The sequence below is a fragment of the Actinomycetes bacterium genome, from assembly GCA_024222295.1.
Taxonomy (GTDB): Bacteria; Actinomycetota; Acidimicrobiia; order Acidimicrobiales; family Microtrichaceae; genus JAAEPF01.
The window spans coordinates 233,627-251,537 of sequence record JAAEPF010000017.1; the positions used below are offsets into that span (position 1 = coordinate 233,627).

22 protein-coding genes and 1 tRNA gene are annotated in these 17,911 nt (G+C 68.1%); 10 read left to right on the top strand and 13 right to left on the bottom strand.

Annotated elements, in window-relative coordinates:
• Nucleotides 1-7: 7 nt before the first annotated feature.
• Nucleotides 8-418, top strand: coding sequence for a nuclear transport factor 2 family protein (locus tag GY812_03835; GenBank protein ID MCP4434615.1), 411 nt, complete (start codon nt 8-10; stop codon nt 416-418).
• A 23-nt stretch (nt 419-441) separates the two neighbouring features.
• Here GY812_03835 and GY812_03840 read toward each other — a convergent pair whose 3' ends face one another.
• Genes GY812_03840 through GY812_03860 form a run of 5 tightly spaced genes read right to left on the bottom strand, consistent with a single transcriptional unit; the run spans nt 442 to nt 4,331 of the window.
• On the bottom strand, nt 442-1,611 hold the full coding sequence (locus GY812_03840; GenBank protein MCP4434616.1) for an ATP-grasp domain-containing protein: 1,170 nt from the start codon (nt 1,609-1,611) through the stop codon (nt 442-444).
• Nucleotides 1,612-1,633: 22 nt separating this feature from the next.
• A complete protein-coding gene (locus tag GY812_03845) occupies nt 1,634-2,488 on the bottom strand; it encodes a maleylpyruvate isomerase family protein (protein ID MCP4434617.1) in 855 nt (284 codons plus the stop codon).
• Nucleotides 2,489-2,538: 50 nt separating this feature from the next.
• A complete protein-coding gene (locus GY812_03850) occupies nt 2,539-3,549 on the bottom strand; it encodes an LLM class flavin-dependent oxidoreductase (protein ID MCP4434618.1) in 1,011 nt (336 codons plus the stop codon).
• Nucleotides 3,546-4,151, bottom strand: coding sequence for a class I SAM-dependent methyltransferase (locus tag GY812_03855; GenBank protein ID MCP4434619.1), 606 nt, complete (start codon nt 4,149-4,151; stop codon nt 3,546-3,548). Before GY812_03855 ends, GY812_03850 begins: the two co-directional genes overlap by 4 nt.
• A gap of 3 nt (nt 4,152-4,154) precedes the next feature.
• The gene (locus tag GY812_03860; GenBank protein ID MCP4434620.1) at nt 4,155-4,331 is read right to left on the bottom strand and encodes a hypothetical protein; all 177 of its coding nucleotides are present in this window, start codon (nt 4,329-4,331) and stop codon (nt 4,155-4,157) included.
• A 73-nt stretch (nt 4,332-4,404) separates the two neighbouring features.
• Here GY812_03860 and GY812_03865 point away from each other — a divergent pair, with 73 nt between their 5' ends.
• A complete protein-coding gene (locus tag GY812_03865; protein ID MCP4434621.1) occupies nt 4,405-5,358 on the top strand; it encodes a hypothetical protein in 954 nt (317 codons plus the stop codon).
• 143 nt (nt 5,359-5,501) lie between these two features.
• Here GY812_03865 and GY812_03870 read toward each other — a convergent pair whose 3' ends face one another.
• The 5 genes from GY812_03870 to GY812_03890 all read right to left on the bottom strand — a co-directional run bounded on the left by GY812_03870 (nt 5,502) and on the right by GY812_03890 (nt 7,729).
• Nucleotides 5,502-5,945 carry a hypothetical protein gene (locus GY812_03870; protein MCP4434622.1) on the bottom strand — a complete coding sequence of 148 codons (444 nt, stop codon included), beginning with the start codon at nt 5,943-5,945 and terminating at the stop codon, nt 5,502-5,504.
• Between the two features lie 126 nt (nt 5,946-6,071).
• Nucleotides 6,072-6,641, bottom strand: a complete 570-nt coding sequence (locus GY812_03875) for a DUF427 domain-containing protein (GenBank protein MCP4434623.1) — start codon at nt 6,639-6,641, stop codon at nt 6,072-6,074.
• Nucleotides 6,571-7,254 (bottom strand): SDR family oxidoreductase, encoded by a 684-nt coding sequence (locus GY812_03880; GenBank protein MCP4434624.1) that lies wholly within the window; start codon nt 7,252-7,254, stop codon nt 6,571-6,573. Before GY812_03880 ends, GY812_03875 begins: the two co-directional genes overlap by 71 nt.
• A 32-nt stretch (nt 7,255-7,286) precedes the next feature.
• Nucleotides 7,287-7,493, bottom strand: a complete 207-nt coding sequence (locus tag GY812_03885; protein ID MCP4434625.1) for a hypothetical protein — start codon at nt 7,491-7,493, stop codon at nt 7,287-7,289.
• Complete coding sequence (locus tag GY812_03890; GenBank protein MCP4434626.1) at nt 7,490-7,729, bottom strand: hypothetical protein; 240 nt, start codon at nt 7,727-7,729, stop codon at nt 7,490-7,492. Before GY812_03890 ends, GY812_03885 begins: the two co-directional genes overlap by 4 nt.
• 85 nt (nt 7,730-7,814) lie before the next feature.
• On the opposite strand from GY812_03890, the gene GY812_03895 reads away from it, so the two are divergent.
• Together GY812_03895 and GY812_03900 are read left to right on the top strand one after the other, a co-directional pair.
• A complete protein-coding gene (locus GY812_03895; GenBank protein ID MCP4434627.1) occupies nt 7,815-9,113 on the top strand; it encodes an FAD-dependent oxidoreductase in 1,299 nt (432 codons plus the stop codon).
• 10 nt (nt 9,114-9,123) lie between these two features.
• Nucleotides 9,124-9,582 carry an SRPBCC family protein gene (locus tag GY812_03900; protein MCP4434628.1) on the top strand — a complete coding sequence of 153 codons (459 nt, stop codon included), beginning with the start codon at nt 9,124-9,126 and terminating at the stop codon, nt 9,580-9,582.
• A gap of 12 nt (nt 9,583-9,594) precedes the next feature.
• On the opposite strand, the gene GY812_03905 is transcribed toward GY812_03900, so the two are convergent.
• From GY812_03905 to GY812_03915, 3 genes are all read right to left on the bottom strand, one after another.
• On the bottom strand, nt 9,595-9,990 hold the full coding sequence (locus tag GY812_03905) for a DUF2237 domain-containing protein (GenBank protein ID MCP4434629.1): 396 nt from the start codon (nt 9,988-9,990) through the stop codon (nt 9,595-9,597).
• 43 nt (nt 9,991-10,033) lie between these two features.
• Nucleotides 10,034-11,233 carry a hypothetical protein gene (locus tag GY812_03910; GenBank protein MCP4434630.1) on the bottom strand — a complete coding sequence of 400 codons (1,200 nt, stop codon included), beginning with the start codon at nt 11,231-11,233 and terminating at the stop codon, nt 10,034-10,036.
• Nucleotides 11,234-11,440: 207 nt separating this feature from the next.
• The gene (locus GY812_03915) at nt 11,441-12,085 is read right to left on the bottom strand and encodes a methyltransferase domain-containing protein (protein MCP4434631.1); all 645 of its coding nucleotides are present in this window, start codon (nt 12,083-12,085) and stop codon (nt 11,441-11,443) included.
• 101 nt (nt 12,086-12,186) lie between these two features.
• On the opposite strand from GY812_03915, the gene GY812_03920 reads away from it, so the two are divergent.
• From GY812_03920 to selB, 6 genes are all read left to right on the top strand, one after another.
• Nucleotides 12,187-12,642, top strand: coding sequence for a selenoprotein B glycine/betaine/sarcosine/D-proline reductase (locus GY812_03920; GenBank protein MCP4434632.1), 456 nt, complete (start codon nt 12,187-12,189; stop codon nt 12,640-12,642).
• A gap of 18 nt (nt 12,643-12,660) precedes the next feature.
• Complete coding sequence (locus tag GY812_03925; protein MCP4434633.1) at nt 12,661-13,353, top strand: hypothetical protein; 693 nt, start codon at nt 12,661-12,663, stop codon at nt 13,351-13,353.
• 76 nt (nt 13,354-13,429) lie between these two features.
• Nucleotides 13,430-13,522, top strand: a tRNA-Sec gene (locus GY812_03930).
• 21 nt (nt 13,523-13,543) lie between these two features.
• Nucleotides 13,544-14,599 carry a selenide, water dikinase SelD gene (gene selD / locus GY812_03935; GenBank protein MCP4434634.1) on the top strand — a complete coding sequence of 352 codons (1,056 nt, stop codon included), beginning with the start codon at nt 13,544-13,546 and terminating at the stop codon, nt 14,597-14,599.
• Complete coding sequence (locus GY812_03940) at nt 14,596-15,984, top strand: L-seryl-tRNA(Sec) selenium transferase (protein ID MCP4434635.1); 1,389 nt, start codon at nt 14,596-14,598, stop codon at nt 15,982-15,984. The genes selD and GY812_03940 overlap by 4 nt, the downstream gene beginning before the upstream one ends.
• On the top strand, nt 15,981-17,810 hold the full coding sequence (selB, locus tag GY812_03945) for a selenocysteine-specific translation elongation factor (GenBank protein MCP4434636.1): 1,830 nt from the start codon (nt 15,981-15,983) through the stop codon (nt 17,808-17,810). The genes GY812_03940 and selB overlap by 4 nt, the downstream gene beginning before the upstream one ends.
• Nucleotides 17,811-17,911 lie beyond the last annotated feature (101 nt).

Genomic DNA, 17,911 nt, shown 5'->3' on the forward strand with positions numbered 1-17,911 from the left:
CCTTTCCATGTGGCACGCCTGGCTGCGCAGCCCGTCTGCTGAAGGGCTCGACGAAGTGCTGCACGAGGACTGCGTGTTCTACTCGCCGATCGTGTTCACCGCGCAGGAAGGTCGCGACGTCACCGCGCTATACCTGCAGGCCGCTGCCGGGTCGCTGGCAGGCGGAGGTACGGCCGACGACGGCAATGGTTCTGGCGACGGTTCCGGATTCCGCTACGTGAAGGAGATCGTGAGCGGCACCCAGGCGGCACTCGAGTTCGAGACGACCGTCGAGGGCAAGTACGTCAACGGCATCGACATCATCACCTGCGACGACGACGGCATGATCACGGAATTCAAGGTGCTGATCCGGCCTCTGCAGGCCATCAATCTCGTACATGAGCAGATGCGCCGCATGCTGGAGTCGATGCAGGGGTAGTCCGGGAGCTTTCCAGGCCGCTCCTATGGGATCGGCTCGCCATTCCAGGCGATGTCGAAGAACTGCGCCGCCATGATGTCCTTGCGCGAGTGCGAGCCGGTGTCGAGCTGCTTGCGGTAGCGGTGCACATGCCCGAGTGACAGGAATGTGTACAGCAGTGGTCGGGGGTCTTGGTCCTCGGCGTAGATGTCAGGTGCGGAGAACAGGTCATGTGCGTCGCGCGGGATGTCGCGCCACTCGTGCACCATGTCGCGCACCAGTGCCACCGATATCTGGTGGTAGCGCCCGGCGGGGGCCACGACCGTGGCCTCGGCCGGGCCGATCAGGGCGGAACAGAACTCTTCCGGAGTGAGAACGAACGAGCCGGCGGTGGGTCGGATGTTGCACTCGACCAGCCAGTAGGTGCCACCTGAATCACGCAGGAAGTCGAAGGAGACCTGGCCGTTGTAGTCCATTGCCTCACAGATCGCGCGCGAGGCCTCGAGCGTCTCGGGTGCGTCAATGGACAGGAACTCGATCCCGCCCGCGTGCTCGATGGTGAGCGGATGCTCATAGGTGCTGTGGGCCGCCACACGCCCGTGGTGCACCACGGACATCGAGCACACGTCGGTGCCCTCGATGAACGGCTGAACGACGAAGGGGTTCGACTCGGTCGGTTCCACCGAGTCCGGGTCCACGTCGCCGGCGAGCGGTCCACAGTTGGTGAGCAGCTCCACGCCTCCCCGCGAGAACGCTGCGCGGGCGAAGTAGTCGCCGAACCTGTCGATGGCCTCCCACAACTCCTTGCGACTGGTGGCGGTGACCGACTCGGCGACATGCAGGCCGAGCTCGCGCATGGTCTTCGCGAACGACACCTTGTCGTGAAGACGGGCGAGCACGCTGAAGTCGGAGCTGAACAGGTCGGCGTGGCCGTCCAGCAGGTCACGGTGGCGCGCAAGTGCGAACACCTCCTCGAACTGTGGCAGGACCAGGTCGATTCCGTGCTTGTCGACCAGGGCACGCACCGATTCTGCGAACTCGCGGGGCTGGGTGGCGGGTGGGGGCACAACCTCGCGAGTCGACACGAACCTCGAATGCAGCCCGGGAGCAGCCGAGAATGTGTCGGCGGCGACGACGGTGTGGCCGCCCTCGCCGAGTTTGCGGATCTGGTCGACCGCGAACGGCATCCGGGCGCTGGTGACCAGGACTCGCATCGCGGCCAGCGTACCGATGGGGTCAGAGAATCAGGCGTGCGCGCTCAAGTTGTGCGCCGAGCTTGCCGGGCAGGGCGAAACCGTCGGCCTCGACCCGGCCCGTGAAAGCCTCGACGAGCGCGAGTGCGCTGCCGACTGACGGAGCCCCGTCGTCGACCTCGGTCACGGTCACGTCGTCGCCGATCGAGACCTCGAGGCACCGTTCGGGGAACTCGTCGAACGTGACGCGCTCGGTGATGTCACCCTCCGGGCCCGGACCGACCGGCTGGTCGTCGTGGGGGAGTCCCCCCTGTAGTGCCGCCGCGAACAGCGAGTAGGTGGTCGCGCACCACAGTTCGTCGGGTTCGACCGCCGGCTCGAGTTCGAGGGGCAACAACACATCGCGTTCGTGCAGCCACGAGTCCCAGAAGGCGTGTGCCAGCGCCAGCTGCGCTGGAACATGCCCGAGCGGCGACTCCGCCATGCGGTCCCACGCGTCGTCGCTGACCGCTTCCACGGTGGCGATGAACGAGTCGTTGACCGCCGCGAACGCCGCCATGGTCTCAGCGGTCGTGTCCTTGGCGGCGGCGGCAGCCACCTGACCCGGAGTGGCGGCGGGATCGAAGCCGGCCAGGAACGCCGTGGGCGTTCCCGCTGTGCCGCTGGCTATCGACATCTGCCAGAACTGGTCGGCGGTCACGAGGTGCCAGACCACGTCCATCGCGTTCCAGTCGTCACACCGGGTGGTGGCACGCCACTGCTCGTCGCTGAGCAACTCCAGCGAGGCCTGGAACCTGCGTCGGTGGCGCACCCACGGCTTGACCAGCTCCGCCGGCGTGCCCGGCGCCCGGAACTCCATGTCGTGTTCGTAGAACTGGCGCAGCGGTCGTTCAGCCATCCCGAGACGATAGACCTGCCCTGGGCCGCGGGCCCGCCGGCCCGCTCGGCTCAGGGGAGTACTTCGGCAACGATCTCCAGGGTGCCGAGGCGGTCATTCACCGAGCGCGCCGAGGGCACCAGCATCAGTTCGTCCGCATCTGCGAACTCGGCGAACTCAGTCAGCTGCTCGCGCACACGGTCGGCAGAGCCGGCTGCGGTGTGGGTCATCATCGCCGCCACCTGTCGTCCGCCCCCGGAGTTGACCAGACGGTCGAGCTCGCGGTCGTCCAGTTTGCGTCCGCCCGCCAGGAAGCGGCCGACACGGGCACGCACGACCCGTTGGCGCTCGGCCTCGGCTTCCTCGTCGGACTCGGCGGCGATCACGTTGATTCCCGCGACGACCCACGGTTCTGCCTGCTGGGCCGACGGCTCGAACCGCTGGCGGTACAGGGCAACGGCGTCGACCAGTGCGTCGGGGGCGAAGTGCGAAGCGAAGCCATAGGGCAGGCCGAGCCTGGCAGCGAGCTGCGCACCGAACAGCGACGAGCCGAGTATGTAGATGGGCACGTCGGTGCCCGCTCCTGGAACCGCCTGCACACCGGGCACACGGCTGTCTCCGGAGAGGTAGGCCTGGAGTTCGAGCACGTCGTTCGGGAACCGCTCCGCTGCGTCAGGGCCGCGTCGCAGAGCCCGCACGGTCACCTGGTCGGTGCCCGGAGCGCGGCCGAGGCCGAGGTCGATGCGGCCGGGGTGCAGCGTGGCCAGGGTGCCGAACTGCTCGGCGATGACGAGGGGGGAGTGGTTGGGCAGCATGATCCCGCCCGATCCGAGCCGGATGTGCTCGGTGTTGGCCGCGATGTGGGCGATCAGCACGCTCGTAGCCGATGAGGCAATGGCTGCCATGTTGTGGTGCTCTGCGTACCAGATGCGGTGGTAGCCGAGCCGTTCGGCGAGCTGGGCCATCGTGACGCTTGCGTCGAACGCTTCGCCAGGCGTGGAACCGGAACCGACGACCGCCAGGTCCAGCACTGACAGAACTGGAGCGGAGCGGGCTGGCTCGGCAGAGAGCGGCGCAGTCACGAGGTGCGATTCACCCGTACGAGGCAGTCCAGGGCGGGTCGGTCCGCCCCGTCCACGTGCCGTTGCACCGTCTCAGCCCGCACGACCTCGTGGCGCAGTCCCGCAGCGGCGAGGTCGCCGAGCACGTCGTCTGGGCCATAGAGCACCCCGGCGTGTTGGGGCCCACCGGTGCCCGAGTGCAGGTTGGCCGAGTCGTGCGCCACGACCAGAAGTGTGCCACCGAGCGAAAGGGATCTCGCCGCGACCGCCATTGCTGCGCGGCGCTCGTCGGCAGGCAGCTGCAGGTAGAACGCGATGGCCAGATCGAATGCTCCGGCTGGCCCGTCCCACCTGGTCGCATCGGCGACCTCCCATTCGGCGCTGACCCCGCGGTCGTCCGCCAAGCGGCGGGCCTTGTCGATAGCCACCTGCGAGAAGTCGACACCGGTCGCTTTCCAACCCTGTTCGGCGAGCCACACCGCGTTGCGCCCCTCGCCACAGGCCAGGTCGACCGCCCGGCCGGTGGGTAGCCCCTCCACCTCAGGCGGCAGGAACAGGTTGGGCTCAGCGCTCCAGACGTACTCCGCGGTCCGGTAGCGCTCGTCCCAGTCGCTGGCTTCCATTGCTCAATTCTCCCAGTTGATCGGATGGATCGGGTCTTGCCGGTACGAACAGTACGTTCCTGTCTGCATGGCGGTGCCAAGGTGCACGGCCAACGGTTCGTTGGTCTCCGCCAGCTTCGAGATCGCATGGCGGAGGGTGCGGGTGACCGCAGTGCGGGCTCGCTCCGCGTCGCTGCCCACGGCACGCATCCGTCCACCGAGCCCGACTGCACGCGCTAGTTCGGCGGTCGGGTGCTGCGCCTACGGTTGGTGCATGCGGAGGCTTGTGGTTCCCTTGTCGGCGATGGTGCTGCTGGCCGGTGCGTGTGGCACTTCCGGTGATCCGGAGTCGGATTCGGCCGGTAGCGACGAGCTCGCCGACCCGACCGGGCAACAGGAGGACCAGGTGCTTTCAGAAGGCGACGGGACATACGAGGTGCGTACGGTCACATTCACCGACGCCACGCGCGACACCCGTGACGAGCCGGGGCGTGACCTCACCACCGACATCTACGTTCCCGGCGGCGATGGCCCGTTCCCGCTCATCGTGCATGCCCATGGGCTGGCGGGCAGCTCGGCCAAGTTCAGCGACCTGCTCGGAAAATGGGCCGGGGCGGGCTACGTGGTGGTAGCCCCCAACTTCCCGCTCACCAACGACGGGGTGCCCGAAGACGAGCGTGACCTCGGCGACTACCGAAACCAGCCGGGCGATCTGCGCCATGTGCTGGACGAGGTCCTGGAGATGAACTCGCCTGGTGGTGAGCTCGAGGGACTCGTTTCCGAGGATCACATCGGCATCTCGGGCCTGTCACTTGGCGGCGCGACCACCTACCCGACGTTGTTCCACTCCTGTTGCGCTGACGAGCGTTACCGCGCGGCGATCCTCATGTCGGCGCTCGAGATGCCTTTCGAGCCCGGTGCGTATGACTACGAGGGCAGCGGCCCGTTTCCCGTGCTTGCGTTCGCCGGCACCTCGGATGACGCAATCCCATATGACCTGCAGCAGTCGATCATCGCCAAGCTGCCCGGGCCGACCTGGAACGTCACACTGCACGACGGCGAGCACGCTGCGCCGTTCGAGAACCAGCAGGCCGACCACGACGATCTGGTTGTGGCGAGCACGCTGGCCTTCTGGGCGCACACGCTTCGCGACTCCGACGAGCATGGCCCACAGATTTTCGAGAGCGCAACGGTGCCCGGCCTGTCAAGCGTCGAACACTCTCCCTAACCCACGAGGCCACAGCGCCCTACGCGCCCCGAATCGCTGCTCGACGGTGCACCCGCGTCGTTCGATCGGGTCATCAACTCCAACGGTCCTGCGGCTGCGAAGGGCTGAGTGGCGCGGCGGCCCGCACCGGTGGTGCCGTCGAGTCAGGTGGTCTTCGTGCAGGTGTCGGCCGGGAGGTCGTTGAGCAGGCTCGCCACGTCTGCCGCGTGGTCGGGTCGGCCACGGCTCTCGAGGATCGAGTGCGCCTCGCGCAGGTTTTCGCGCAGACGGAACGTGAGGTAGTCGACGTACTCCTCGCTGGCCGAGTGCTCGAGCACGTCACGCAACGCCGCTGCGTCGGCAGCCAGGGCTGCGAGAGCATCGGCCGCCTCGCGCAGGGCGATTCGGTCCTCCATGCGGGTCTGCCGGGTCGAGCGGATCAGGTCGGTGTTGAGCTCCTGCATCAACGCCGCGTGGCGCCGCGCACCGGCAGCGCGCCGCTTGTGCTTGGCGACCTTCTTGCGGGTGGCGCGTTCCTCCCGACGCGCAACCATTGCGTCGTTCTGGGCTTCGATAGCCCGTAGTTTCCACTCGCGCTTTGCTGCCATCTCTCCCCCTCGCCTTGGTGCAATGACCGGTCTTGCATCCGGGCGGCCAGCCCGAAGGGTTACATCTCCGTTACTAGCACGGCGACACAGGCTGATGGTGGCAGCGAGACAACGACGCGGCTCGCCTCACCAGCCAGTCGTGCCGGGCCCGCCCTTGAACGGGCCTGCGACCCTCGAGGTGACCCAGCCTCCGTAGAAGCTGCCCTGCACCGCGGAGACGAGTTCGCCGTCGACCCGGCACTCCTGCACAAGTTGTGGGTAGAAGGTGATGTGGTCCCTTATCGCAGCGAACCGAGAAGTCGGCGCCCGGTAGGCCCATGCGGCCGCGGGCACTGTGACGCCATCGAAGCTCACATCGAAGTAGGTCGCCTCGCCCTTCCACTCACACCAGGTCTTGCGCGGTGACTCCACCAGCAGCGTGAGGTCGACTTCGTCGGGTGGTAGGTAGTAGTTCGGAGGGTGGCTCGTCTCGAGCACTCGCAAGGCGCTGCGGGTGTCCGCGAGCATCGCACCTCGATGGCAGACCACCACGTGTTCGCTGGTCGGCTCGACACGCGGGGGTCTCGGATAGTCCCACACGGACTCCTGGTCGGCATCGGGCAATGTCCTCGGGAATTGGTCCACGTCAGGCAACCTCGGCGTTTGCGTCGGGGTGCCGTGCGGCTTCGAACGCGCTGCTCTGGAGGTCACGCTCATCTCCGGCGATGGCGTCGCAGATGACCGTCGCAACGGTCGCCGGTTCCAGTCCCTCTCCAAGTCGTGGTGCGGTGCCTTCGATAGCACGTTCCACAAGGCCGGTCTCCGAGTGGGGTGGACGGGCGTCAATGACCCTCACGCCGAGTCGCCGGGCCTCGCGGCCAAACGCCTCGTCGAAGGAGGCAAGGGCCGACTTGGACGCTCCATAGGCTGACATACCGGCAACATTGCGTTCGGCGATCGCACCGCTGATGTTCACAATCACTCCGCCACGGGGCAGTTCCGGGAGAGCTTCACGCGACAGGATCATGGGCAGAATTGTGTTGGTCAGGAACAACTCCTCGATCGTGTCGACCGTCATGTCCGTCATCGCACCGAAGGCCACGACGCCAACAGCGTTGACCACCAAGTCGAGTCGTCGGTGGTGTTCGACGGCTCTGCGTACCGCAAGTTGGCAGTTCGTCGGGTCGCGGAGGTCCAGGGCCAAGCGCTGCCCGCCGACGGGTAGCGCTGCCAGTCTGTCCTGCGAACGGGATACGAGAGTCAGGTCGGCGCCACGATTGTGTAGCTCGGTGGCCAGGGCACGACCCAGACCACCAGTCGCGCCAGCCACCAGGGCCGACTTCCCAGCGAACTGGTACCGCATCACTCGGGGGAGGGGCTGTTGGCCGAATCCACATGATCGGCGCGGGGACGTCCGATTCCAGCTTTCTCAAACCCGGGCTTCTGTCGGTAGCTGTCGTTCTGCTCGTAGAACCGGCGGGTGAGCGTGACGCTGGCGCTCATCACCGCGCCGAACACCGTCATTGCGAACACGCAGGTCCCGACGATGAAGATGACGAGGCTGCTCATGGCTGCCTCCCTGCAACTGCGGCGCCCGCTTCGGCCGGCTCGACCGGGGGAGCCTCGGCGACCGGGGAGAGTAGGAGGGTTCCGAGCGAGTGGATCGAGGGCACCCAGAGGCCGACGAAGATCCCTGCGGTGGTGTTGTCCGCCACGAAAAACAGGAAGACCGAGAAGAGGAACGATGCGAATCCGGCGGCCAGGAAAGGCAATTTCAGCCGGAGGGGTAGCGGGATCTTCTGCACTCTGGATCCTTTCGTAGGTGACCGGAGCTGGGTTGCTGCGGTTCAACTTTCCTTTCTCATGGTTCGCCGGCAATGCCGCCGCCGGATGCAGCGCTTGTCCCCCTACTCTTCGCACGTGCAGAAGGAGACCGTGGATGCAGTAGTGGTGGGCGCCGGGCTTGCCGGGCTGAGCGCTGCGGCCGAACTCCGCTGCAGGGGACTGTCGGTTGCAGTGCTGGAGGCCTCCGACGGGGTGGGCGGCCGGGTACGAACCGACATCGTCGGCAACTGCCGCGTCGATCGGGGCTTCCAGGTGATCCTGACCGGCTATCCGGAACTCGAACGTCGGCTGGACGTGGACGCGCTGGAACTCCGGCGGTTCGAGCCGGGTGCCCTCGTGCGGATCGGTTCGAGGTTCCACAACCTCGGCGACCCGCTGCGGCGCCCGGCCACCCTGCCGTCGACGCTGGGCGCACCCGTCGGATCGATCGGCGACAAGGTTCGCCTGCTGTTGCTGCGGCGGTCGCTCGTGAACCGGAGCGTGCCGTCCTTGCTGACGGCGACCGACGGATCAACGGAGGCGTGGTTGCGGGCCTACGGATTCTCCGAGTCGATGATCGACAGGTTCTTCCGGCCGCTGGCCGGCGGCATCCTGCTGGACCCGGAACTGGCGACGAGCCGTCGGATGTTCGATGCCGTCTTTCGGACGTTGGCGCTCGGCGACGCGGCGGTGCCTTCAGTGGGCATGGGGGCGATCCCCGAGCAACTTGCCTCCGGGCTCGGGCGCGACGCCATCCGGTTGGGCGCAGAGGTCACTTCGGTGCGCCCTGGTTCGGTCACCCTTGCCGATGGTGCTGAGCAGCGGGCCCGGGCGATCATTGTCGCCACCGAGGGCCCAGCTGCGTCACGGCTGCTTGGACTGCCGGCGCAGAGGGGCAAGCCGGCCAGCTGTGTGTGGTTCAAGGCGCCCGATCCGCCCACTGCAAGCCGCTCGATCATCCTGGATGGCAACGGGCGGGGCCCGGCGCTCAACGTGGCGGTGATCACCAACGTCGCACCGCACTACTCACTCGATGGTTCTGCTGTGGTGGCGGCTGCGTGTCCGGGGATGGCCGATCACGGGCTGGAGGATCCGGTCCGCCGTCAGCTCGAGGGGTGGTGGGGAGCACAGGTGTCGACCTGGGAGCACCTGCGCACCGACGTGATCGCCTACGGGCAGCCGGATCAGACGCCGCCGTTCGAGCCGAAGAGGAAGGTTGCCCTGGGCGACGGCTTGTTCGTGTGTGGGGACCACCGCGACACAGCGTCAAGCCAGGGTGCGATGTTCTCCGGTCGACGCTGCGCCGAGGCAGTCCTCGCGAGTCGGCCTGAGTGGGCGTTGAGGACCCAGCAGCGAGGCACGTAGGGTTCTCGCGATGAACGGATCCGTGACCGAGCACATCGAGGCAACGCCAGACGCCGTGTGGGCCCTGGTCTCTGACATCACGCGCACCGGCGAGTTCAGCCCGGAGACGTTCGAGGCCGAGTGGCTGGGTGGTGCCACCGAGCCGGACGTGGGAGTGAAGTTCCGGGGCCACGTACTGCGCAATGGGCGCCCTCCGGCCTACTGGACCGTCTGCCGGATCACGAGCTGCGAGCCAGGTCGGGTGTTCGCGTTCGACGTCCTGGGCCCGGGTGACCGTGTGATGAACAGCTGGCGCTACGAGCTCGAGCCATCAGGCTCGGGCACCGACGTCACCGAGTCGTTCAGGCTTCCCGCCAACCTGCCCACCAAGGCCTATTGGGCGCTCTTCGGGAGGGCCCGCGGCAAGACCAACGAGCGAGGAATGCGCGAGACCCTCGGACGCATCCGAGCCGTGGCCGAGAGTCCCTGAGGGATCGACCAATCAGTCCCCGGCGAGAATGCCGGGGTCGGGCGGCACGTCGACCGCGTATTGCCGTAGGACCTCCAGCGGCACGATGTCGATGGCCCGTTCGTTGGTGGCCGCTAGCACGACAGCACACGCCGCGCCGTCCTGGTGGGCCTGCAGCCAGTTGCGTGCCGTGATGCACCAGCGGTCCCCGGGGTTCAGACCCGGAAATCCGTAGTCGGGGTTGGCGGTGACCAGGTCGTTGCCGATCGAGCGCTGATGCTCCAAGAACTCCGCGCTGACCACACCACAGATCGTGTGGTAGCCAACGTTCTGCTCTGACCAGTTGCAGCACCCGTCGCGGAAGAAGCCCGTCATCGGGTCAGCGCTGCACTCCTCCAGCTCTCCTCCGAGCACGTTTCGCTGGGCCATCCGCGCAGTCTTCCACGGCCGCACATGCGGGCGACGGCGGCTCTCAGCCCAGCACGCCCTCGAGCCAGTCGAACACCCGCTCGTCGCGCAGTGACTGTGCTGCGACCTCGCAGTGCCAGCTCGCTCCCTCGTCGCTGGTGAATCGCACCAGTTCGGCGTCGCAGGTGAGCTTGTCGTGCAGCTCGAGCGACTGACCGGGCCAGAACTGCTCGCCGTCGGGATCCGTCACGAGCGTCGGGCACCTGATGGCGGCGATCGTGTCGTCGTCAAGGCTCATCGCTCGCGCCGCCGTGTAGGCGTCGAAGTAGGAATCAGTGCCGTAGGGGGCCATGCGCCACAACAGCTCCCCCTTCGCGGCCCGATCGTCATCCAGGCCGACGTCCATGAAGGAGTCGAAGGACTCCTTGTCGCCCGAATCCAGCAACTCGACCATCGAATCGGGCAGGTGGGCTTCCCACGAGGCCGCGACGCGCACGACGCCGGGATCGGCGACGAGGGCTGCGAGCCGGTGCTCGAAAGCGGCGGCTCTTGGAGCCCAGTAGCCGGCCTGGCTGACGCCGTGCAGGGCGATCCTTGTGTCATCTACGTCGTCGCGGGCAACGAGGAAGTCCACGACAGGGGTGATCACCGCCTCCCAGTCATGACGGAACGGGATCCCGTCGCGATGCAGGGCGGCACCCTGGCCAGGTCCGTCGAAGGTGATGGCCCGCCATCCGCGCTCCACCGCTGCGGCGCCCCCCTGGGTCCACATGGCGTTGACCGGTCCGTCGCTGCCGTTGTTGAGGATGACGGTCGGGCGCTGCTGGCTGTCGGCGTCGGCGGGGTGGAACAGGTAGCCGTCGAGCGCGTCATCCTCGTAGGGGATCCGCACCCGCTCGACGGGAGTTGACCCGGTGCCCACCGCTCGATCCCACAGGGCACGACTGCGTTCCCACAGCGCACTGAATCGGTCCGGGTCGGTGGTGCCCGGAGCCATCGAGGACGCAATGTCGAAGTAGAGCGATGCCCGCACCGCAGCGGTGTGCGCACTGACGGCGTGGCCGGCCGAAGCGCTGGAGTCGGCGGCTGATTCGAGCCTTTCGGCGCATGCCGTCCACTGGGTGACCCACGCCTCGCGGTCACCTTCTGGAATGCGCTCGACCGTGCTCAGCACCTCGCCCACGTCGGCGAGGCCCCGGTAGGCGGAGCCGAGCGCTGACAGGACTGCGAACTGGAACCCATCGTCGTCGAAGAACTTTTGCATTCGACCAGTATCGGGGCGGATGGCGCAGTCGCGTCGCGGTCAGGGCTTGCGCACGAGGAATGGGAAGCCGAAGACCTCGAACTTGCGTGCGTTGCCCTCGCCCCCGGAGTCAGCGAATGTGTCGACCGCGTCTCCAACCCTGAAGTCAACGAAGCCGATTTCCTCCAGGAGCTTCTGCCACCCGACACGGGGCAGCCCTCCGGCTATTCAAGCGGTCCAGAGGTCGATGTCGCGCACCGCCTCTTCGGGAATGGTCTGGCCGTTGGCGATGTCGGCGAACTGGTACACGCATCCGGGTCGCAACACCCGCCAGATCTCTGTGAACCCGGCCTTCTTGTCGGCCACCAGGTTGAGGACGCCGTTGGAGATCACCACGTCGGCCCAGCCGTCGTCGACGGGCAGATCCTCCACCAGTCCCTCGCGGAACCGGACGCTGTCGAGACCCATCGAATCGGCCACGCGGCCCGCCCGCCCGACCATCTCGGGGGTCATGTCGACACCCACGACCTCACCGGACTCGCCGACAGCCCGTGTGGCGAGGAAGCTGTCGAATCCGGCGCCGCAACCCGCGTCGAGCACCTTCTCACCCGGTTGCAGCTCACGGAGCGCGAATGGGTTGGCGACACCGGCGAACGACTCGACCGCAGCGTCGGGAAGGGCATTCACCGCGTCCCTGTCGTACCCACACCGGGCGGCAAGATCGCGACCGGTGTGGAAATGGAACTGGTGATCGGGGTGCTCGGCCACCTCGGCGTACTTGTCGCGCACCTTGGCCCGCAGCGTGTCGGGGTCGACGGTCACCTCGTCGGGGTCTGCGGTCACATCGAAGTCGGGAACATCTGACTCGCTCATGGCGCCTCATCGCTCGGCTGTAGCGAGTCTCGCGCCGATTCCGGGCGCCCACAACGGATACTGTGTCTAGCCATGAACGGGTCTGTCCGCGGGGGCGCGCGGTGAACAACGACGCAGCAATGAGGGACCTGGCAGCTGCACTGCCGGTACCCGAGTTCGACGACACGCCGTTCGTGCAGCCGCCGCCATTGTCGGAGGCCACGGTCGCGATCGTGACCACCGCCGGTCTGCGCACCACCGATGGCGACGGCTGGGCTCCGGACTCCGATCCGTCCTACCGGATCATTCCCTCCGGTGAGCGCGACCTGCAGCTGTCGCACTGGTCACCCAACTTCGACCGCGTCGGCATCGCGGCCGACCTCAACGTGGCCTACCCGGCGGACCGGCTCGAAGAAATGGCGGCCGAAGGAGTGATAGGTGCGGTCGGATCGCACCATGTGTCGTTCACCGGCAACCAGGACGATTCGGTCACCAAGGTGAGACTCGAGACAGGCCCGAGGGCAGCGGCCGAACTGAAGGCCAAGGGCATCGACGTCGTGCTGCTCACCCCGGTTTGACCGCTCTGCTCGCGCACCGTGTGTGCGCTCGCCCATGTGTTCGAGTCCGCGGGCATAGCGACGGTGTCGCTGGTGTCGGTGCTCGACGTCGCGCAGCGAACCCAGCCGCCGCGCGCCCTCTATGCGGAGTTCCCGCTCGGCCGCCCGCTCGGCAAGCCGCTGGATGCACCGTTCCAGCGACGGGTGCTGGACGCTGCATTCGGGTTGCTCGACGCACCGGAAGGGCCAGTGCTCGAGACGTTCCCCGAGGTAATCACCTCCGAGGTCGACAACGCCGTTGCCTGCTCGCTTCCGCCGCGCATGGATCCCGATCTCCCCGCCGCGGTCGACGAGGCCCGTGCTCTTCGCGACGCATGGGACCGCGCGACCGCCGCAACCGGGCGCACTTCGGTGGGCCGCACGGTCGACGCCGACGGGATTCCCGGCGTGCTCGAGGCGTTCCAGCGGATCGCGGACGGTGCCGACTGGACCGAAGCACAGCTTCCCGGCCTTCCGATCGAAGTCGTGCACGACGTGCGCTCCTACTACGAGGAGCTCTGTGTCGAACTGGTACAGGGCGCGCCCGAGGCCTGGGCTGCCGAGCACTGGTTCTACGAGGAGACCGAAGCCGGCAAGCTGGTCCAGGCGGCCCGGCGTTCCATGCGCGACAACGGCGCTCCGGGCCTGTTGTGGTTCTACATGGCGCCGGCCGAGCGCAGTCCCGACGACTGACGCCGCCGGCGTCCGCGCCGCACCGGCGCCCGACTGCCCGCAACCCAGTGCCGCTGCCGGTGCTACGTTGCACCGCGGAGACGACCGAGTGCCTGGTGGCCTCCGCGGCCTTCAAAGCCGCTGGCACCCAATGCGGGTGTGGGGGGTTCGATTCCCTCCGTCTCCGCCACCGCCGACGATGGGCGGGCCGATGACCGCTGCGGACGCTCCCACTCCGAAGCTCACCGCCTTCTCGCGGGGAGCGGGCTGTGGCTGCAAGCTCTCCTCGGCCGAGCTGCATGCCGCCCTCGACTCGATGGCCCTGCCGTTGCCGAGTTCACCGGGCGTGCTCGTGGGCGCGGGCACATCTGACGACGCCGGTGTGTTCCGCCTCGGTGATGATCTCGCGATCGTGCAGACGCTCGACTTCTTCACGCCGATCGTGGATGACGCGCACACCTGGGGGCGCATCGCCGCCACCAACGCGCTGAGCGACGTGTGGGCGATGGGCGGGCGGCCGGTCACGGCGATGAACATCGTGGGCTGGCCCCGCGACACACTCGACTGGTCGCTGCTCGGCGAGGTGCTCGACGGCGCCGCCGTGGTGCTCGACGAAGCCGGCTGCGCGGTCGTTGGCGGCCATTCGATCGACGACGCCGAACCGAAGTTCGGCGTGAGCGTCACCGGAGTGACCCATCCCGACCAGGTGCTGCGCAACTCGGCTGGTAGTGCCGGCGACTCGTTGGTGCTCACCAAGCCGCTGGGGGTGGGTGTTCTCACCACAGCTGTGAAGCGGGGCCTCGCCGGCGACGAGGCCGAGGACCTGGCCGTTGAGTGGATGTGCACCCCCAACGGCGACGCCAGTGAGGTTGCCGTGTCGGCGGGGCTCAAGTGCGCCACCGATGTGACCGGTTTCGGCTTCATCGGGCACCTCGGCGAAGTGCTCTCGGCCTCGGAACTGGACGCCGTGATCGAACCGGCTGCAGTGCCCGTGCTCGACGGCGTACGCGACGCTGTGGCTGCGGGCGGTGTACCCGGCGGCACGCAGCGAAACCTCGATGACACCGAGTACGTGGACTGGGGCGGCGTCGACGAGATCGACCGGGTCGTGCTCTGCGATGCCCAGACCTCCGGTGGCCTGCTGATGGCGGTTCCGGCGGGCCGACTCGCTGATGTGACCGGATCGCTGGGCCCCGGTGCGTCCTGGGTCGTCGGTGAGCTGACGGAGCGAGCCAGGCCTGGTCGATCAGAAGTGCGGTTCCGGTGAGTGACATCACGCAGCCGCGGGACCTGCCTCAGGTGGACGTGCTCGCACGCAGTGCCGATGGGCTCGCTCCGGCTCCGGTGGTGCGTACCGAGGCGCGGCGCATCATCGACGACGCCCGCGAGCACCTGGCAACAGCATCGACCACCACCGAGGCGCTGCAAAGGGCCCTTGCGGATGCGGTCCTCGCTCGCGGGCCGCTGCGACCCGTGGTCAACGCCACCGGTGTGATGCTTCACACCAACCTGGGGCGCGCGCCGCTGGCCCCGTTGCAGGAGAGCGACTCGGGGCTCGCCACGGTGCCAATCGAGATGGACCTGTCGGGTGGCCGCCGCGCGGGGCGCCTCGGCGGTCTCGAAGCCGACATCAGCGAACTCGCCGGTGCCGAGTCGGCTCTGGTCGTGAACAACAACGCTGGGGCCGTCCTACTGGCACTGACAGCCCTCGCTCGCGGAGGTGAAGTTGTCGTATCGCGGGGTCAGCTGGTCGAGATCGGTGGTTCGTTCCGCGTGCCCGACATCGTCAGCCAGGGCGGAGCCGTCATGCGCGAGGTCGGCACCACCAACCGCACACACCTGGCCGACTACCGCTCCGCGATCGGTGACGACACCCAGGTGCTGCTAGAGGTCCACCCGTCCAACTTCGCGCAGCTCGGCTTCGTGAAGTCGGTGCCCACGCGCGACCTGGCCAAGCTGGCCGACAGTCATGGCTTGCACATGGTTCACGACATCGGCTCGGGCCTGGTCGACGCGCACACCCCCTGGTTGGACGGCGCTCCGCCCGACTTCCTTCGCGACGAGCCGGCGGCGCGGCAGTCGATCGAGGCCGGTGCACACGTCGTGACCTTCAGCGGCGACAAGCTCCTGGGCGGCCCACAGGCAGGCATCCTCGTTGGTGAGAAGGCTCGCATGGAGCGGATCCGGCGCCACCCACTGGCCAGGGCGCTGCGCTACGACAAGCTGCGCGCCGCGCAGTTGCACGCCGCGGTGCGTGCACATCTCGACCGCACCGCCGCCGAATCAGTGCCGTTCTGGCAGATGGCCACAGCCGCGCCGGCTGACCTGGAGGCTCGGGCGGCAGCGTTGGTGGCCCGGTTGCAGCCGACCGCGGCCGAGGTGGTGCAGTTCGACGACTCCGCCGGGGCCGGCTCCGCTGCCAACCGACCGATCGACGGCCGGGCGGTGGCGTTGTCGGTCCATGACCCCCGGGCCGTTGCGGCCGCCCTGCGCGCAGGGCCGACACCGGTGCTGGCTGTCGTGCGCTCGGGCACGGTGCAGTTGTCCATGCGCACCATCGACCCTGCGACGGATGAGCTCGTGGCCGAGGCTGTGCTCCACGCCGTCGCCAGCCCTGTCGGCGGCAGCCCTGTCGGCGGGAGAACCGATTGATCGTCGCCACGGCGGGCCACGTCGACCACGGCAAGTCCACGCTCGTGCGCCTGCTCACGGGCATCGACCCGGACCGGTGGCAGGAGGAGAAGCGCCGGGGCCTCACCATCGACCTGGGGTTCGCGTCCATGGAGATGGAGATCCCCGGCGGACCGTCCGTGCTGGGATTCGTGGACGTGCCCGGTCATCGCCGCTTCGTGCCGAACATGCTGGCGGGCTGCGGCTCGGTTGACATGGCGTTGCTGGTGGTGTCGGCCCGCGAAGGCTGGATGCCGCAGACCGAGGAGCACCTGGCGATCCTCGACCTTCTCGGCGTGCACTCGGCCGTGGTGGCAATCACCCATGCCGACACCGTCGATCCCGACACGGTGGAGCTGGCCAAGCTCGAGGTGAGCGAGGCCCTCGCCGGCACAGGGCTGTCGGGCGCGGCGATGGTGACGACATCGTCTACCGACGCCTCCGGTATCGAGTACCTCCGCGAATCGATCAGTTCGGTCGCCTGCTCCTCGTCGGGCCCGACCGGCCGGGATAGCGGCCGGCCCCGCCTCTGGATCGACCGGTCGTTCCTGCTGAAGGGCAGCGGAAGGGTTGTGACCGGCACGCTCACCGGCGGATCGCTGCGCGTCGGCGACGACGTGGTGATCGCCGGCGGCGGGGGTGAGGTCTCCGCACACGTGCGTGGACTGCAGGTGCACGGGCGCAGCACCGAGGTCGCCGAGCCGGGCCACCGCGTGGGCGTTTCGCTCACGAGGCTCGATGAAGCGCCGCAGAGAGGCCAGGCGCTGGTGGTCCCGGGCCAGTGGGCTTCGGGGAAACGTTGGCAGGCGGCGGTGTGGCCGGTGCGGGGCCGCGGAGACCGACTCGAGGGCAAGGGTGGCTACGAGGTGTTCGTGGGCACGGCGCACGCGTCGGCCCAGCTTCGATTCGGCGACACCGGCGCTGATCTGGCTGCGGTCCGCTCGGCCGGTGATGCGGTGCTGGCGAGGCTGCATCTGAACGAGGCTCTCGGGCCTGTGGCTCCGGGGGACCGGTTCATCCTGCGCGACACGGGTGCCGACGAAACGGCGGGCGGGGGAGTGATCCTCGCGGTCGATGCGGATCTGAACCGCTACGACTCGGCGGCGATGGCCGCCAGGTGGCTGGTGCTGAACGGGTCCGCTGTACGGGGCGCTCGCAACCTGGCGGAGCAGCTGGTGGGGGAGGCCGACGGGTGCATGGCCGCATCGGCGTTGGCCACCCAGGTCGGGCCCTTGGCGGAGCTGGAGGCAGGCGACCTGCTGGAGATCGGTCACTGGGTCGTCTCGGCCGATGCGTTGCATCGCCGGCGTGACGGATTGCTCGAGGTGCTGGAAGGGCAGGCCTCGGTACCCGAACCGTCCGATCCGCTCGGGAGGATCGCCGTGGACGGGTTGCTGGCCGACGGGCTCGTGGAGCGCCGTAGCGGCACGGTGCAGCGGCCGGGAACGGCTGGCTCGGAGTACGAGGCGGCTCGTGACCGGCTGCTCGGCGCGCTTCAGTCGGAGCCGCCCCACATGATGGGACCATCGGAACTCACCGCTGCGGCCGGTGTGGCCCAGCGTCATGTCGGTGAGGCTGTACGCGACGCGACGCTGGTCGACCTCGGCGGGATGGTCGTCACGCCGCAGCGGTTTGCCGAGCTGGTCGAACAGGTTCGTTCGGTGCTCGAGGTCGGCCCGGCCTCGCTCGCCGACTTCCGCGAGGGTCTGGGACTCAGTCGCAAGTACCTCCTGCCCCTGCTCGACACGCTCGACGCCCGCGGGCTCACCCACCGCAACGGAGAAACCCGCACCTGGTCTGGCAACTGACCCCGGCTCAGGGGGTTTTGTTGGTGCTCAATCACGCAGGGCGTGATTGAGCACCAACGAAACGGTTGCGGGAGCGGGTCGGGCGGGAAACGGGTAGGGCG

Coding starts and splice junctions, on each gene's coding strand:
- GY812_03835 (MCP4434615.1), top strand. CDS start 8: ATGTGGCACGCCTGGCTGCGCAGCCCGTCTGCTGAAGGGCTCGACGAA.
- GY812_03855 (MCP4434619.1), bottom strand. CDS start 4,151: ATGGAAGCCAGCGACTGGGACGAGCGCTACCGGACCGCGGAGTACGTC.
- GY812_03870 (MCP4434622.1), bottom strand. CDS start 5,945: ATGGCAGCAAAGCGCGAGTGGAAACTACGGGCTATCGAAGCCCAGAAC.
- GY812_03905 (MCP4434629.1), bottom strand. CDS start 9,990: ATGGCCCAGCGAAACGTGCTCGGAGGAGAGCTGGAGGAGTGCAGCGCT.
- GY812_03915 (MCP4434631.1), bottom strand. CDS start 12,085: ATGAGCGAGTCAGATGTTCCCGACTTCGATGTGACCGCAGACCCCGAC.
- GY812_03865 (MCP4434621.1), top strand. CDS start 4,405: ATGCGGAGGCTTGTGGTTCCCTTGTCGGCGATGGTGCTGCTGGCCGGT.
- GY812_03845 (MCP4434617.1), bottom strand. CDS start 2,488: ATGGCTGAACGACCGCTGCGCCAGTTCTACGAACACGACATGGAGTTC.
- GY812_03895 (MCP4434627.1), top strand. CDS start 7,815: ATGCAGCGCTTGTCCCCCTACTCTTCGCACGTGCAGAAGGAGACCGTG.
- GY812_03900 (MCP4434628.1), top strand. CDS start 9,124: ATGAACGGATCCGTGACCGAGCACATCGAGGCAACGCCAGACGCCGTG.
- GY812_03885 (MCP4434625.1), bottom strand. CDS start 7,493: ATGAGCAGCCTCGTCATCTTCATCGTCGGGACCTGCGTGTTCGCAATG.
- GY812_03910 (MCP4434630.1), bottom strand. CDS start 11,233: ATGCAAAAGTTCTTCGACGACGATGGGTTCCAGTTCGCAGTCCTGTCA.
- GY812_03840 (MCP4434616.1), bottom strand. CDS start 1,611: ATGCGAGTCCTGGTCACCAGCGCCCGGATGCCGTTCGCGGTCGACCAG.
- selD (MCP4434634.1), top strand. CDS start 13,544: ATGACCGCTGCGGACGCTCCCACTCCGAAGCTCACCGCCTTCTCGCGG.
- GY812_03875 (MCP4434623.1), bottom strand. CDS start 6,641: ATGAGCGTGACCTCCAGAGCAGCGCGTTCGAAGCCGCACGGCACCCCG.